Origin of the sequence: uncultured Caulobacter sp. (genome assembly GCF_937900395.1) — a bacterium.
Classification (GTDB): Bacteria; Pseudomonadota; Alphaproteobacteria; order Caulobacterales; family Caulobacteraceae; genus Caulobacter.
In genome coordinates this window covers 18,322-32,591 of the sequence record NZ_CALCDX010000248.1, presented here as the reverse complement: position 1 = coordinate 32,591, position 14,270 = coordinate 18,322, and the positions used below count along the sequence as shown (strand labels likewise).

Genomic DNA, 14,270 nt, shown 5'->3' with positions numbered 1-14,270 from the left:
GCCCGGCGGGCCATGCCGATGACCCGGTTCTCGGCGTCCACGACGGGCGCCGCGCGCAGGGCATGTTCGCCGAGATAGGCCAGGGCGCTGTCGGCCGACTGGTCGTGATGCAGCTTGATCACGTCACGGGACATCAGGTCGCCGCAGCGGATCTGGCTGTGCAGGCGCTGGGCGGCCGACAGCTCGACCTGGCGAAAGAGCGCGTCCAGGTCCTCGCGGCTGACGTCCAGCAGCTCGCCGTAGCGGGCCAGCGCCTGGTCGAGGTCGACGGGACTGTAGCCGATGCGGGCGGCGGGGGCGGGGTCCTTGGTGTGGTGCCGGCTGGCGGCGACCACAGGCGCGCGGTGGGGATAGGCGTGGCCGGTCAGGCGTCCCCAGGCGATCCCCGCGCCGGTCAGCAGCAGGGAGTCCAGCGCCACCGGATTGAGCGCGAACAGATAGCCGGCCTTGGCGACGGCGGGGCCGCCGATCACGCAGATCAGCGCCACGGCGCCGCCCGGCGGATGCAGGCAGCCCAACAGCATCATGGTCGCGATGGCGAGGCCCACCGCCAGCGGCGCGGCGATCAGGGGCTGTGGGATCAAGAGAGCCACCGTGATCCCGACCAGGGCCGAGACGATATTGCCGCCCAGGACGGACCTCGGCTGGGCCAGGGGGCTGGCCGGCACGGCGAAGACCAGCACCGCCGAGGCGCCGATCGGCGCGACCAGCAGCGGGTGCAGCCAGTCGCCGCCGCCGACCGCCAGCCGTCCCAGCACGCCGGCGAACAGCAGTCCCAGCAGCGCGCCGCCGCCGCCGCGCAGGGCGTCGAGCGGACGGATGGGCGTCTTGCCGCGAACGAGGGCGTGGAGGCTGAAGCTCATGGCCGCGCTCTTAGACCGAGCGCGGTGGTTGGTCTTTCGGTTTTTTGTACAGGCGGTTCAAGAAAAGCGCCTCTTCCCCGACCTCCCCGGCGCCACGGGTCGCGCTTCGCGCGCCCGAGCGTAAACTCCTGCCGGGGCCCAGATTCATCCGGAGCGGTTTGGGATGATGCGCCATGGCGCGGCGCCGAGGCGAGAAGCGTCCTTGGGTTCGATCTGGGTCCCGGCATTCGCCGGGAAGATCGGGATCTTATGTGGGCGGATGCTCCAGGGCCTTCAGGTCCGGCTCCACCCACCCCCGGCGCGCCTCGACGCAGAACAGGCGCTCGCGCGACCAGTAGGTCAGGGGCCAGGCCTTGTCGCCCATCGGCGTCGCCAGCAGGCTAGCGACGGCCTCGGCGTCGTCCGTCCCCGGCGGCAGGGCGGCGACGAAGGCGCGGATGGCGGCCAGATAGGCCTGGGTGATGGTCTCGTGATAGCCGCTAGTGTCGTCGTTCACCCCGCCGACCGAGACGTTGTAGCTCTGGATGATCCCCGGCAGGTCGCGCTCCAGCCCCGCGTCGCGGATGCGGACGAGACGCAGGGTGGCGGCCAGGTGCGCGGCGTGGGTCCAGCGCTCCTTGGGCAAGGTGCGGCCCACCAGGCCCTCGGCGAGGGCGGCGATGTCTGCGTTCGTGTAGGTCATGGAACGCTGTTAGCGGATGGCGACGCTTGGGGCCAGAGCGCCCCCTCCGTCTCGCCGCCTTCGGCGCCGATCCACCTCCCCCGTTTCACGGGTGAGGAGGGTGAGGCTTCCTCCTCCCACGCAAAGCGGGGGAGGAGGCGCGATGCGCAGCATCGTGACGGAGGGGGCGCTAAACGAGAGCCTCCTTTGGCCACCGCCGCTCATCCAGCTTCACCACCACATCCGTCACGCCCGGCAGGTCCTCCGCGATCCACAGCGTCAGGCGTTCATAGTGGGCGACGAAGCGGTCGAGGGCGGCCTCGTCCATCGCCAGGCCGGGATCGCGCCCCTCGGCGGCGAGACGGGCGCGCAGGCGGGCCTCCTGCTGGCCGCGCCAGGCGCGGACGACGGCGAAGTCGGGGGCGGTCAGCAGCACCAGGCGGTCGACGCGCGCGAACAACGGCGCATAGGGTCCCGCCAGCGCCGCGTTGGCGAAGCCGCGCCAGACGCCGTCCGGGTCCTCGTCGCGCTCCAGGGCGTTGACTGGCGCGGCGAGCCGCGCCGCGGGCTGCGGCCGCGCTCCGACGCACCAGCCTTCCAGCAGCACGACATCGACCGGCCCCTCGACCCGCGGCCAAGAGGTCTCGGGCGCGCGGTCGTCGGCGGCCTTGTCGAAGCGGGGCAGGGCGGTGGTCTCCGGCCGCCCCAGGGCCTGCAGCACCGCCAGGCCCAGCGCCGGATCGTGCGTGCCGGGAACGCCCCGTGTCGCCAGCAGCGGATGGACTTCGCGGGCCAGCCGGGCGCGCTCGGCCTTGGTCAGATAGAGGTCGTCGATCGACAGAGTCGCGACCTTCAGGCCTCGCGCCGCCAGCAGTCGTCTGACCAGCGCCGCCAGGGTCGACTTGCCCGAGCCCTGCGGTCCGCAGATCCCGACGACCAGCGGCGCGCGGCCTTCGCCAGCCCAGCCGGCGATCCGCGCCGCCAGCGGCCGGTGCAGGCGATCGGCCAGGTCCGCGAAGCGCTCGGGCAGGCCTTCGTTGCGAAGGAAGGCGGCGACGAGGTCGGCCTCGCGGGGCATCAGTAGGGATTGGCCCAGCGCACCGTCTCGGGCAGGGGCAGGCTGGCCTCGAACACCAGGCCCTCGGCGCGGAAGTCGAAGCGGGCGTGGCCCTTCTGCTCGCGACGGATCGAGCTCTCGATCAGCCTGGTGCCAAAGCCTCGGGTCTTGGGGGGCGTGACCGGCGGGCCGCCGACGTCGCGCCAAGTGAAGCCCAGGTTGCCGGTCACCGGATCGAGCCGCCAGGTGATCTCGACCACCCCGCCGGGAACCGACAGCGCCCCGTACTTGGCGCTGTTGGTGGCCAGTTCGTGAAAGACCATGGAAAGCCCGACGGCCGTGTGGGGGGCGAGGGCGACGGCGGGGCCTTCCCGACGCACCCGGCCGGCGTGCGCGCCCAGGGCTTTCTGGACCAGCTGGTCCATGTCGGCCTCGCGCCAGCCGGTCTTGGTCAGCAGGTCGTGGGCGCCGGACAGGGCGATCAGCCGTTCGGTGAAGACATCCACCGGCGCGCCGTCGGTCTTCAGGAAGGTCTGGCGGGCCAGGGCCTGGACGGTGGCCAGGGTGTTCTTCACGCGGTGGTTCAGCTCGTTGATCATCACCACCTGCCGCTCTTCGCGGGCCTTCAGCTCGCGGGAGGCCTCGCGCAGGGCCGAGTGGACGGCGGCGATCTCCTCCAGGCTGTCGGCGTTCGACGGCGGCGGGGTTTCACCGCGCCCGATCGCGGCGGCGTCGCTGACCAGGCGGCGCATCTCGCCATTGATCCGGCGGGCGTAGAGCAGCGACAACGTGATCCCCAGGACCAGCAGCGCCAGGAACACCGCGCCGGCCAGCACGACCGAGCGGTTGACCGTGCTGACCAGGTCGTCGCGCGGGATCGCCACCACCAGCGTCCAGCCGGTCTGGGGCGAGCGGGTGTAGGCCACCATGGTCGGCACGCCTTCGAGGGACAGGCTCTTGTTCACGCCCTCGGTCGAATGGCGCAGGTTCTCCTCCATGTCTTTGGAGGCCAGGGCGCCGGTGAACTTCTCATTGAGGCGCGAGCGGGCGATGACCCGGCGATTGTTGTCCAGCAGGGTGGCGACCCAGCGGTCCGGCACCCGCTGCTGGCGGAACACCGAGGTGAACGAGGCCGACTCCACGACATACGACAGGACATACGGCTCGCCCTTGACCAGGATCGGGGTGGAGACCGTGATCACCGGCTTGCCGGCCACGGTCCCGACGCGCAGGTCCGAAATCTTGCTGCGGCCGGCCAACAGGGCGCTGCTCAGGTCGCCGGTGCGCGGCGTTCGCGGCAGGAGCGCGCCGTACGGCTTCAGCGTGTTGAGGATCTGCTGGCCATTGTCGAGGTCGGACACCACGATCCAGCCCGGGCGGCGCTGGATGGCCCGCTGGGCGCGGCGGTGGAAATCGGCCCAGTCGCCGTTGATCAGGGCCTGGTCGCTGGCGAGGGTCTCGACGACGGCGACGCCGACGGCGGCCTGGCGATCGACGGCGCCCGACAGCGCTCGGGCGGTGGTGACCAGCTGCTGGTACAGCTGCCCGCGCGACTCGCGATCCGCGCCCGCCAGCAGCAACACCATGGAAACGATGGCCGGGATCAGCAGGCTGACCGTCAGGAGCACCAGCCGTCCACGCACCGTGCTGACGCGTCGGCGGCCGCCCAAATCGCCGCGATCCTGATCCGTCATTCGTCGGCGCGCCCGCCTCGGCGAGGGCCCAGCTTCGCCCTCATCGCTTGTATATCGAAGCGAGTCGCGGACGGCGTCTTAAAAATCGCCGTTTTCTCGGGGGAGGGGCTTGCGCGACGACGCGCAGCGGAACCGTATCGCCGTCACGGGTTTGTCGGTATGAGAAGCTCATGAAATCGCTGCCCAACATCCTCACCAGCTCGCGCCTCGTGATGGCGCTGTTCATGTTCGTGGCCCTGGCGGCGGCGGCCGGCGCGGTGCCGTGGGTCAGCGACCAGCTGACGGCCGACGCCCAGCTGCGCCTAGAGCGCTGGGCGTTCTACGCCTTCGTCATCGCGGCGGTGACCGACTTCTTCGATGGCTGGCTGGCGCGCAAGCTGGACGCGGTCAGCGTCTGGGGCGCGATCCTCGACCCGATCGGCGACAAGATCCTGGTCTGCGGCGCCCTGCTGGGCCTGATGGCCCTGGGCCCCAATCCCCTGGTCGTGCTGCCGGCCGGCCTGATCCTGTTCCGCGAGTTCACGGTCAGCGCCCTGCGCGAGGTCGGCGCCGGCAAGGGCGTCAAGCTGCCGGTGACCCTGCTGGCCAAGTGGAAGACGACCCTGCAACTGATCTCGATCGGCGCGGAGATGGTGCTGGCCTCGTGGGGCGCGTTCGGCCTGCCGCAAGAGCCGTCGGTGGTCGGCGGCTTCACCCTGGTCGCCCATGGCCTGCTGTGGCTGGCGACCCTGGTCACCCTGATCACCGGCGCCCAGTACTGGGAAGCGGCGCGCAAGGCGCTGGCTTAGCTTTCTTCCTCCCCATTGGGGGAGGGGGACCGGCGAACGCCGGTGGAGGGGCCCTGTGAGGCGGCGACCTCAGCACCGCTTCGCGGACCCCCTCCGTCTCGATGCGTATTCGCATCGATCCACCTCCCCCTAATGGGGAGGAGAGATTCCCCCCTACCGCCCCGCGCGTCCCGCCGAACGACGGCGCGAAGCCTCGCGCTCCAGAGGCGTGATCACCTCGGCGACGGCGCGGCGCTGTTCGGGCGTGCCGGTCACGTCCAGGCGGCGGGCGTTGGCGAGCAGGGCTTTCAGTTCGGCGTCGCGGAGCGTGGGGATCTTTTCGAGAAGGGTCATGGAAGGCTCCTGTTTCGACGTCGAAAAACGGCTGTGTCGATGTGAAAACGCGTGAGGCGCAGCTTGGGTCCGCGCGGCCTGCCAAGTCGTCTGAAAATATTTTCCTTGTTATTTCCTGGAAGTGCTCCAGAATAACGTCATCGAATTCGCTGCCGCTCGGCCTGCTATTCCTTGCTCCGCGAGCCGGAGCGCCGGACGCGCCTTCCGAACTTCCAACGAAATTTGATCGTCGACCGGGACGTTTTCGGTCGGCGAACACATGCCTACAAGGATACTCACCATGGCTACTGGAACCGTGAAGTGGTTCAATTCCGCCAAGGGTTTTGGCTTCATTCAGCCGGACAACGGCGGCCAGGACATCTTCGTCCACATCTCGGCCGTTGAACGCGCCGGCATGAACGGCCTGAACGAAGGCCAAAAGCTGTCCTACGAGCCGGAAGTCGACCGCCGCAGCGGCAAGACCTCGGCTGGTCAGCTGCAGTCGGCCTAAACCCCGACGCTCTTCACGGACCATCGGGTCCGTAACGGAACAGGCCGGCGCGTGCGCCGGCCTGTTTTCGTTTGGGGATAGGTCTCAGACCGCGAAGCCGTGTTCGCCGGAGACCCTGATCTGGCAAGCTTGGCCCTGTTGCAGATGCTCCCGAGCCCGCTTGGCCGCCGAGGCCTTGGCGATGTCCTTTTCGACGGAGGCCCCGAAGAACACGCCGCCTTCCTCGGCCGCCCACAGGCCTTCGTTTCTACAGACCGTGATCATGACGCGGTTGACGCTGGGCTTGTTCATCTAGGTTTCCTCGGGGTTGCGCGGCGCGCGGGAAGCGTCGGGCGTGAGCCGCGACAAGGTCGCGTCCTGGTCGATTGTCGAGCCGCCGGGCTGGTCCTTCAGATAGGCGAGCCCTTCGGGCGTTGGCAGCCAGCCGCCGCGGCCGTGGCGCGCCAGGCCAAGCTTGGCGAGCTGTTGGGCGTCGCGAATGTTCACCGCCTCCAACTGGCCGTTCCGCGTCCGTCGCTCGAGCTGACGCAGCGTGCGGCGCTCGTCGTCGGAAAGGGCGGGCGGGCCGAGGTCTTGCTCCGGAGCGCGGTCTTGTTCGGGAGGAGGAACCGCCCGGGGGCCAAGGGTGGTGTCCGCGTCGTCGGTCATGTTCAAGTCCTTCTGGACGGCTCAGGTCGCCGGGGCGGCGCGCAGCCGCGCGACCATCCAGAGGCGCAGGGCGCGACCCTGATCTCCTTGCGAGCGTCGGTCGGCGCGCGCGGCGAAGGCGGTCGGCGGCTTTGCGGGCGGCGGCGAGCGCTCGCCGCGATCGTTCATGAGCCGCTCAAAAAGGCGCTGGAGCCGGCCGGGCAAATTGGCGGGCCGCGTCTTGGAATTCGATCGAACTGGCACTGTAATTTCTTTCAATGAAATCGCCAAATACAGCGGAAATCCGTCTGGTAATTCTGCCGAAGGCCGCGATGCGGCAGGTTTCCGGCGAGTATTTTGGGCTGATTTCTTGAAAGATCATGCGCCTATTTTGGCTGAAATGATAGTTATATCGAAGTTTATCTTCCCTTTTCGCCTTTGAACCGCGAGGCGCGTCGAGGGTTGATGTGGGCCTCCCTCGCGTGGGCGGCGTTCACGCCAAGGACCGGCCATGCTCTTCGAGGTGGAAGCTTCGCTGACCTACGACTTCGCCGGGCCGTGCGAGGTCCTGCTGCTGGTGGAGGCCGCCCATTCGCCGGGGCAGGCGGTCCTCTCCGACGCGCTCACCTTCTGGCCGCCGGTCGAGGCGACGCGGATCGACGATCCGGTGACGGGAGAGCGGCGGACGGTCTTTACCGCCGCCGGCCGGGTCAACGCGCTGTATCGCGCCACCGTCAAGCTGACGCCCGCGAACCAGGACCTGGCCGGCGAGCCGGAGATGGCGCTCCGCGACCTGCCCAGCGAGGTTCTCGCCTATCTTCGCGCCAGCCGCTACAGCCCCTCGGATCGCCTGCTGCGCTTCGTGGAGCGCGAGTTCGGGACGCTGAAGGGCGGTCGCAAGGTGGCCGCGATCCTCGCCTGGATCGCCGAGCACGTGGACTACGAGGCCGGCGTCAGCCACTCGGGGACCACGGCGATCGACACCTTCATCGACCGCGCCGGGGTATGCCGCGACTTCAGCCACCTGGTGATCGCCCTGTGCCGGGCCGCCAACGTGCCGGCGCGCGCGGTCAGCGCCTATGCCTGGCGGCTGGACCCGCCGGATCTGCACGCGGTCGCCGAGGTCTATCTCGGCGGGCGGTGGCGGCTGATCGACGCGACGGGACGGGCGCCGGTCGACGGCCTGGTTCGGGTGGCCACGGGCCGCGACGCCGCCGACATCGCCTTCATGACCATCATGGGCGGCGCGACCCTGGTCGAGCAGCACTTCAAGATCGACAAGGTCGGCGACTGAGATGGCCCCGCGACGGATCCCGCCCCGGCCAGACCTGCCCGCCGGCCTGGGGCCTTTCGCCTACGGGTTTCGGCCCAGCCCGGCCGGCGAACACGGGACGATCCTCATTCGCGCCTCCGAGGGCGCGCCGGCGCCGGCGTGCGGCGACATGCTGCTTCTGGCCACCGACGATTGCCACGACGCGGACTTCGAGGTGACCGAGGTCGTGCGCAAGGCTTCCGGCTGGTGGGCGGGCTGCGAGCGCAGGCGCCGGACCTAGCCTATGCGGCCTCGGCGCGGCTACTCCGCCGCCAACCGTCGGGCGGGCTCGTCGTCGTCCCGCTCGACCACCTCCAGATCCGTCGGTCCGTGCAGCAGCCAGGAGAGGTCCGGATCCGGCTCGACGCGCCTGGCCCTTTCCGCGCGCATCATCCAAGCCAGCACGCTCGCGCCCGTCGTTCTGTAGACCATGGCTCGACTCCTTGTCGCTGATATTGAGAATGACTCGCAAATCTTGGCGATGGCAAGGCGGCAATTCCCCTAAGGGGCCGGGGCGGCTAATCATCGGGCGTTCCTTCGGAGACGCTTTCCATGCGCGGCTTTCGCGTCCTCGCCGCCCTGCTGGTCACGCTGGCGCTTTCGGCCTGCGGGACGGTGTCGCGCGACGCCTTCACGGCCCAGGATCTCGGCGCCGTGGCGCCGCAGGGCCTGGCCGACGTGCGGTTCAGCGCCGCCGATCCCGCCGCGGGCCTGAAGTTCGCCCAGGAGGTCCACAGCCACACCGCCGGCCGCAAGGTCAATGTGCTGGCGATCTCGGGCGGCGGCTCGAACGGCGCCTATGGCGCGGGCGTGCTGGTGGGCTGGACCCAGGCGGGGAACCGGCCGGACTTCGACATCGTCACCGGCGTCTCCACCGGAGCCCTGACCGCGCCTTTCGCTTATCTTGGCAAGGACTGGGACCGCCGCCTGACCGAGGCCTACACCAGCAAGGCCGCCGACCGGATCCTGCAGAAGCGGGGCCTGGACCTGTTCTTCGCGCCCAGCATCTTCCGCAATCACGCCCTGCGCGATCTGGTCGCCAAGTATGTGGATCCGCCGCTGCTCTATGCGATCGCCATCGAGCACGCCAAGGGCCGGCGGCTGATGATCGCCACCACCAATCTCGACACCGAGCAGACCATCATCTGGGACATGGGGGCGATCGCTTCGCGCGGCGACGCGGCCGCCTTGCAGCTGTTCCGCGAGGTGCTGGTCGCCTCGGCCAGCATCCCCGGCGTCTTTCCGCCCAGCCTGATCGAGGTCGAGGGCCCCAACCGCAAGTTCTCGGAAATGCATGTCGACGGCAGTGTCACCACGCCGTTCTTTGTCGCGCCCGAGACCCTGCTGCTATCGGTCCTGCCAGGGCAGGCCAGCACCGGGCCCGGCGAGGTCTCGGTGATCGTCAACGGCCAGATCGACGGCGGTTTCGGCTTCACCAAGGGCGACGCCCTGTCGATCCTGGGCCGGTCGTGGATCGCCATGAACAAGGCCCAGCTGCGCACCAACCTGACCGCCAACGCCGCCTTCGTTCGGCGCAACGGCGGGGTGTTCCGCTACACCGCCATCCCCGACGACGCCCAGGGCGACTTCTCGGGCCTGGACTTCGCGGCCGAGGGGCGGCGAGCCCTGTTCAAGCTGGGCTACGACCTTGGCAAGTCCGGCGCGGCCTGGGTCGCGCCGACGGATCCTTCCGCGGAGCGAAGACCGCCGCCCAGCCCCCGACCCCGCCAGCGCCCCGGTGATGCGTCATGATTCCGCCGCCTGAAGCTCGTCTTCTTGCGGGGCGCCCTTCCCGGAAAAGCCCATGCTTGCCGCGCTGCTGATCACCGCCGCCGTCACCGCCTGTCCGACCGACAAGGCGGTCTATGCGCTGAGGACCGAGCCGACCGTCACGGCGCGGTTCCTTCCCGTGGCCAGCAACCAGGACTGGCCGTCGGGCGTGGCGCTGCGGCTCGATTTCCATGGCAAGCAGCAGTGGTTCCTGCCGGCTATCGGCGGGACCAACGGCGAGAACTATATGGACCGGACGCCCGATCCCACGGCGGCGGGATGGAGGCTGCCTGATCCGGACGGCGCGTGGGGGCGGCTTGGCGACTTCCAGTACATCGGTTTTGACGCCAGCTACACGGTGCTGCCCGGCACGCCTGTGACGGGCCGTCCGGCGCCCGCGCACATGCTGCTGCCCACCCTGGACGACGCCCTGCGCCATCCCCGCAACGACGCGGAGCGCGACAGCATTCCGCGGCAATTGTTCGATCTCGTGCGCTGCGAAGCTTCGTGAACCTCGTTCAGCCAAGCCGCCGTTAACCCCTTCATAAGATGCGGGGTTGCGCCGAGCCGACTCCGTCTCTACACGGGCGCCTTAACCTGCAAGATGGTCGACAGCGGGCGCGCGGATGTGCGCGACCGTGTCTTTGCGCGAGTTAGCCATGCCCAAGAGAACTGACATCTCCTCGATCCTGATCATCGGCGCGGGGCCGATCGTCATCGGTCAGGCCTGCGAGTTCGATTATTCCGGCGTGCAAGCCTGCAAGGCCCTCCGCGCCGAAGGCTACCGGATCATCCTGGTCAACTCGAACCCCGCCACGATCATGACCGATCCGGACGTGGCCGACGCGACCTATATCGAGCCGATCACCCCGGAGATGGTCGCCAAGATCATCGAGAAGGAGCGCCCCGACGCGCTGCTGCCGACCATGGGCGGCCAGACGGCTCTGAACACGGCCCTGGCCCTGGAAGAGCAGGGCGTGCTGGCCAAGTTCGGCGTCGAGATGATCGGCGCCAAGGCCGAGGTCATCGACAAGGCCGAGGACCGCCAGAAGTTCCGCGACGCCATGGACAAGCTGGGCCTCGAGAGCCCGCGTTCGCGCGCCTGCCACACCCTGGACGAGGCCATGGAAGGCCTGGAGTTCGTCGGCTTGCCGGCGATCATCCGCCCGTCCTTCACCCTGGCCGGCACCGGCGGCGGCATCGCCTACAATGTCGAGGAGTTCAAGGAGATCGTCGAGCGCGGCCTCGACCTCTCGCCGACCACCGAGGTGCTGGTCGAAGAGAGCGTCCTGGGCTGGAAGGAGTACGAGATGGAGGTCGTCCGCGACAAGGCGGACAACTGCATCATCGTCTGCTCGATCGAGAACATCGACCCGATGGGCGTCCACACCGGCGACTCGATCACCGTCGCCCCGGCCCTGACCCTGACGGACAAGGAATATCAGTGGATGCGCGCGGCCTCGATCGCCGTGCTGCGCGAGATCGGCGTGGAGACCGGCGGCTCGAACGTGCAGTTCGCCGTCAATCCGAAGGACGGCCGCATGGTCGTCATCGAGATGAACCCGCGCGTGTCGCGCTCGTCCGCCCTGGCCTCGAAGGCCACCGGCTTCCCGATCGCCAAGGTCGCCGCGCGCCTGGCCGTCGGCTACACGCTGGACGAGCTGAAGAACGACATCACCGGCGGCGCGACCCCGGCCTCGTTCGAGCCCAGCATCGACTATGTCGTCACCAAGATCCCGCGCTTCGCCTTCGAGAAGTATCCGGGCTCGGAACCCCTGCTGACCACGGCCATGAAGTCGGTCGGCGAGGTCATGGCCATCGGCCGCACCTTCAAGGAAAGCGTCCAGAAGGCCCTGCGCGGCCTGGAGACGGGTCTGGCCGGCTTCGACGAGGTCGAGATCCACGGCGCCGATGATCCCGACACCGGCAAGGCCGCCGTCGTCCGCGCCCTCGGCACGCCGACCCCCGACCGCCTGCGCGTCATCGCCCAGGCCTTCCGCCACGGCCTGACCGTGGAAGAGGTCAACGCCGCCTGCTCGTATGAACCGTGGTTCCTGCGCCAGATCGCCGAGATCGTCCGCCAGGAAGGCTGGGTGAAGGCCGGCGGCCTGCCGACCGACGCCGCCGCCTTCCGCGCCCTGAAGGCGCAAGGCTTCTCGGACAAGCGCCTGGCCCAGCTGACCGGCAAGACCGAGAACGAGGTCCGCGCCCTGCGTCAGGAGCTGTCCGTCCGCCCGGTCTTCAAGCGCATCGACAGCTGCGCCGGCGAGTTCCTGGCCTCGACGCCGTACATGTACTCGACCTACGAGACCGGCGCGCTGGGCCAGATCCCCGAGTGCGAGAGCGATCCGTCCTCGGCCAAGAAGGCCGTGATTCTGGGCGGTGGTCCCAACCGGATCGGCCAGGGCATCGAGTTCGACTACTGCTGCTGCCACGCGGCCTTCGCGCTGGATCAGGTCGGCATCGAGTCGATCATGGTCAACTGCAACCCCGAGACCGTCTCGACCGACTACGACACCTCCGACCGCCTGTACTTCGAGCCGCTGACGGCCGAGGACGTGCTGGAGCTGCTGCACGTCGAGAAGTCCAAGGGCACGCTGGCCGGCGTGATCGTCCAGTTCGGCGGCCAGACCCCGCTGAAGCTAGCGCATGCGCTGGAAGAGGCCGGCATCCCGATCCTGGGCACCAGCCCGGACGCCATCGACCTGGCCGAGGACCGCGAGCGCTTCCAGCAGCTGCTGAACGGCCTGAAGATCGCCCAGCCGGAAAACGCCATCGCCCGCAGCTGGGACGAAGCGCGCGCCGAGGGCGAGAAGATCGGCTTCCCGTTCGTGATGCGTCCGTCCTACGTGCTGGGCGGCCGGGGCATGGAGATCATCCGTGACCACGAGGCCATGGAGCGCTACATCGCCGGCGCCGGCGAGATCTCGCTCGAGCACCCGATCCTGCTGGACCACTATCTGAGCCGCGCCACCGAGGTCGACGTCGACGCCCTGTGCGACGGCACGGACGTGTTCGTGGCCGGCGTGCTGGAGCACATCGAGGAAGCCGGCGTCCACTCGGGGGACTCGGCGTGTTCGATGCCGCCCTTCTCGCTGAAGCCGGAAACGGTCGAGGAGCTGAAGCGCCAGACGGTGCAGATGGCCCTGGCCCTCAACGTGCGCGGCCTGATGAACGTCCAGTTCGCGATCGAGGAGCCGCACTCCGACGCTCCGCGCATCTACGTCCTAGAAGTGAACCCGCGCGCCTCGCGCACCGTGCCGTTCGTCGCCAAGACCATCGGCCAGCCGGTCGCCGCCATCGCCGCGAAGATCATGGCCGGCGCGACCCTGGAGAGCTTTGGCCTGAAGGATGTCCCCTACGACCACATCGCGGTCAAGGAAGCGGTCTTCCCGTTCGCCCGCTTCGCCGGCGTCGACACGGTGCTGGGCCCGGAAATGCGCTCGACCGGCGAGGTCATGGGCCTCGACTGGAAGCGCGACGGCGAGACCAGCATGGGCCCGGCCTTCGCCCGCGCCTTCGCCAAGAGCCAGCTGGGCGGCGGCGTGAAGCTGCCGCGCTCGGGCACGGCCTTCGTCTCGGTCAAGGAGAGCGACAAGCCCTGGATCGTCGAGCCGGTGAAGCTGCTCTTGGCCGCCGGTTTCAAGGTGCTGTCGACGGAAGGCACGCAAGCCTATCTCGCCGAACAGGGCGTCCAGGTCGAGCACGTCAAGAAGGTGCTGGAAGGCCGTCCGCACATCGTCGACGTGATGAAGAACGGCGGCGTGCAGCTGGTCTTCAACACCACCGAAGGCAAGCAGGCTCTGGAAGACAGCTTCGAGATCCGCCGCACGGCCCTGATGATGAAGGTGCCGTACTACACGACCTCGGCGGGCGCCCTGGCCGCCGCCCAGGCCATCGCCGGCGCCCCGGCCGAGGCCTTGGACGTCCGCCCGCTGCAGAGCTACGCGTAACCAAGATGCTCCCCCGCGGCGCGGGGGAGCTGTCGCGGCGCGACTGAGGGGGCAAGCGCCGTAAAGGCCGAGCTGGCCCCCTCCGGCCCTCCGGGCCACCTCCCCCGCGGCGCGGGGGAGGATCTATTGTCTCCCTCACTCCACCCGCACCCCGTTCTTCACCTTGAAGCATCGCCGCTTGCCCAGCTCGGTGCCGCAGAAGCCGGGCTCCATCGCGCCCTCGTGCAGCATCACGTATTGGTCGCGGCGGCACTCGAACCAGGCCTTCTGGAAGGCGACGTGCTCGACGTCGCGGTGGAACACCGGCCGCTGACCCACCGTGTAAAAGCGAGCCATGGCCGTGAGGCCGCCGAAGCTGCCCCGGCCGTTGACCAGACCGCAGACCTGGCCGGCGCGGGTGGCCCAGACCGCGCCCAGCTCCAGCGGACCGCGCTGGTTCAGACGCGCCTCCAGGTTCGCCCGGACCTGCCGCCATTCGGCGCGGGCGATCGGCGCGTAGCGGGTCCGCTGGGCGGACGTGGGCTGTCGCTTGACGCCGTTGTCCCGCTCGAACCGGACGAGGTCAGCCACCGTGAACGCAAAGGCGCCGAGCGTGCCGACGACCGCGACGGCCGACAGGATCAGCGGCGTCCACGACCGCCTGACCCCGCGTGTTCCGAAATCCCTGATCGCCATCGCGTCGCCCTCCATGCGCGCAGCTTGGCGAGGGATTTGTAAATTAC

Annotated in this window: 18 protein-coding genes; 8 read left to right on the top strand and 10 right to left on the bottom strand. The window is 69.1% G+C overall.

The genetic code is table 11. The features are described 5' to 3' along the window. The 4 genes from Q0379_RS23390 to Q0379_RS23375 all read right to left on the bottom strand — a co-directional run. Positions 1 to 863 (bottom strand): HPP family protein (locus Q0379_RS23390; RefSeq protein WP_299017510.1); only part of this gene is annotated, 863 nt, incomplete at its 3' end. A gap of 247 nt (positions 864 to 1,110) precedes the next feature. Next, positions 1,111 to 1,545: a hypothetical protein gene (locus Q0379_RS23385; protein WP_299017508.1), complete on the bottom strand. Its 435-nt coding sequence runs from the start codon at positions 1,543 to 1,545 to the stop codon at positions 1,111 to 1,113. Positions 1,546 to 1,714: 169 nt separating this feature from the next. Beyond that, on the bottom strand, positions 1,715 to 2,602 hold the full coding sequence (locus Q0379_RS23380; protein ID WP_299017502.1) for a kinase: 888 nt from the start codon (positions 2,600 to 2,602) through the stop codon (positions 1,715 to 1,717). Beyond that, complete coding sequence (locus tag Q0379_RS23375) at positions 2,602 to 4,275, bottom strand: HWE histidine kinase domain-containing protein (protein WP_299017499.1); 1,674 nt, start codon at positions 4,273 to 4,275, stop codon at positions 2,602 to 2,604. Before Q0379_RS23375 ends, Q0379_RS23380 begins: the two co-directional genes overlap by 1 nt. 170 nt (positions 4,276 to 4,445) lie before the next feature. On the opposite strand from Q0379_RS23375, the gene pgsA reads away from it, so the two are divergent. Further along, a complete protein-coding gene (gene pgsA, locus Q0379_RS23370) occupies positions 4,446 to 5,063 on the top strand; it encodes a CDP-diacylglycerol--glycerol-3-phosphate 3-phosphatidyltransferase (protein ID WP_299017495.1) in 618 nt (205 codons plus the stop codon). A 153-nt stretch (positions 5,064 to 5,216) separates the two neighbouring features. Here the strand turns inward: pgsA and Q0379_RS23365 are convergent, their stop codons facing one another. Beyond that, positions 5,217 to 5,396, bottom strand: coding sequence for a hypothetical protein (locus Q0379_RS23365; RefSeq protein WP_299017492.1), 180 nt, complete (start codon positions 5,394 to 5,396; stop codon positions 5,217 to 5,219). 280 nt (positions 5,397 to 5,676) lie between these two features. On the opposite strand from Q0379_RS23365, the gene Q0379_RS23360 reads away from it, so the two are divergent. Further along, complete coding sequence (locus Q0379_RS23360; protein WP_066682838.1) at positions 5,677 to 5,886, top strand: cold-shock protein; 210 nt, start codon at positions 5,677 to 5,679, stop codon at positions 5,884 to 5,886. A gap of 84 nt (positions 5,887 to 5,970) precedes the next feature. Here Q0379_RS23360 and Q0379_RS23355 read toward each other — a convergent pair whose 3' ends face one another. Genes Q0379_RS23355 through Q0379_RS23345 form a run of 3 tightly spaced genes read right to left on the bottom strand, consistent with a single transcriptional unit; the run spans position 5,971 to position 6,702 of the window. Then, entirely contained in the window at positions 5,971 to 6,177 is a 207-nt protein-coding gene (locus tag Q0379_RS23355) for a hypothetical protein (protein WP_299017490.1), read from the bottom strand. Then, positions 6,178 to 6,534: a hypothetical protein gene (locus Q0379_RS23350; RefSeq protein WP_299017487.1), complete on the bottom strand. Its 357-nt coding sequence runs from the start codon at positions 6,532 to 6,534 to the stop codon at positions 6,178 to 6,180. 21 nt (positions 6,535 to 6,555) lie between these two features. Continuing rightward, positions 6,556 to 6,702, bottom strand: coding sequence for a hypothetical protein (locus tag Q0379_RS23345; protein WP_299017483.1), 147 nt, complete (start codon positions 6,700 to 6,702; stop codon positions 6,556 to 6,558). Here Q0379_RS23345 and Q0379_RS23340 point away from each other — a divergent pair. The 3 genes from Q0379_RS23340 to Q0379_RS23330 all read left to right on the top strand — a co-directional run bounded on the left by Q0379_RS23340 (position 6,701) and on the right by Q0379_RS23330 (position 8,066). Beyond that, positions 6,701 to 6,955, top strand: coding sequence for a hypothetical protein (locus Q0379_RS23340; RefSeq protein ID WP_299017480.1), 255 nt, complete (start codon positions 6,701 to 6,703; stop codon positions 6,953 to 6,955). The two genes, Q0379_RS23345 and Q0379_RS23340, sit on opposite strands and share 2 nt — an antisense overlap. Positions 6,956 to 7,024: 69 nt before the next feature. Next, positions 7,025 to 7,807 carry a transglutaminase family protein gene (locus Q0379_RS23335; protein ID WP_299017477.1) on the top strand — a complete coding sequence of 261 codons (783 nt, stop codon included), beginning with the start codon at positions 7,025 to 7,027 and terminating at the stop codon, positions 7,805 to 7,807. A gap of 1 nt (position 7,808) precedes the next feature. Next, positions 7,809 to 8,066: a hypothetical protein gene (locus tag Q0379_RS23330; protein WP_299017474.1), complete on the top strand. Its 258-nt coding sequence runs from the start codon at positions 7,809 to 7,811 to the stop codon at positions 8,064 to 8,066. A 20-nt stretch (positions 8,067 to 8,086) separates the two neighbouring features. Here the strand turns inward: Q0379_RS23330 and Q0379_RS23325 are convergent, their stop codons facing one another. Continuing rightward, positions 8,087 to 8,257, bottom strand: a complete 171-nt coding sequence (locus Q0379_RS23325; RefSeq protein ID WP_299017472.1) for a hypothetical protein — start codon at positions 8,255 to 8,257, stop codon at positions 8,087 to 8,089. Between the two features lie 120 nt (positions 8,258 to 8,377). On the opposite strand from Q0379_RS23325, the gene Q0379_RS23320 reads away from it, so the two are divergent. From Q0379_RS23320 to carB, 3 genes are all read left to right on the top strand, one after another. Further along, complete coding sequence (locus Q0379_RS23320; protein WP_299017469.1) at positions 8,378 to 9,577, top strand: patatin-like phospholipase family protein; 1,200 nt, start codon at positions 8,378 to 8,380, stop codon at positions 9,575 to 9,577. A gap of 52 nt (positions 9,578 to 9,629) precedes the next feature. Further along, positions 9,630 to 10,106 carry a hypothetical protein gene (locus Q0379_RS23315; protein WP_299017466.1) on the top strand — a complete coding sequence of 159 codons (477 nt, stop codon included), beginning with the start codon at positions 9,630 to 9,632 and terminating at the stop codon, positions 10,104 to 10,106. Between the two features lie 148 nt (positions 10,107 to 10,254). Further along, entirely contained in the window at positions 10,255 to 13,548 is a 3,294-nt protein-coding gene (gene carB, locus Q0379_RS23310) for a carbamoyl-phosphate synthase large subunit (RefSeq protein ID WP_299017463.1), read from the top strand. A 135-nt stretch (positions 13,549 to 13,683) separates the two neighbouring features. Here carB and Q0379_RS23305 read toward each other — a convergent pair whose 3' ends face one another. Continuing rightward, positions 13,684 to 14,223 carry a hypothetical protein gene (locus tag Q0379_RS23305; protein ID WP_299017460.1) on the bottom strand — a complete coding sequence of 180 codons (540 nt, stop codon included), beginning with the start codon at positions 14,221 to 14,223 and terminating at the stop codon, positions 13,684 to 13,686. Positions 14,224 to 14,270 lie beyond the last annotated feature (47 nt).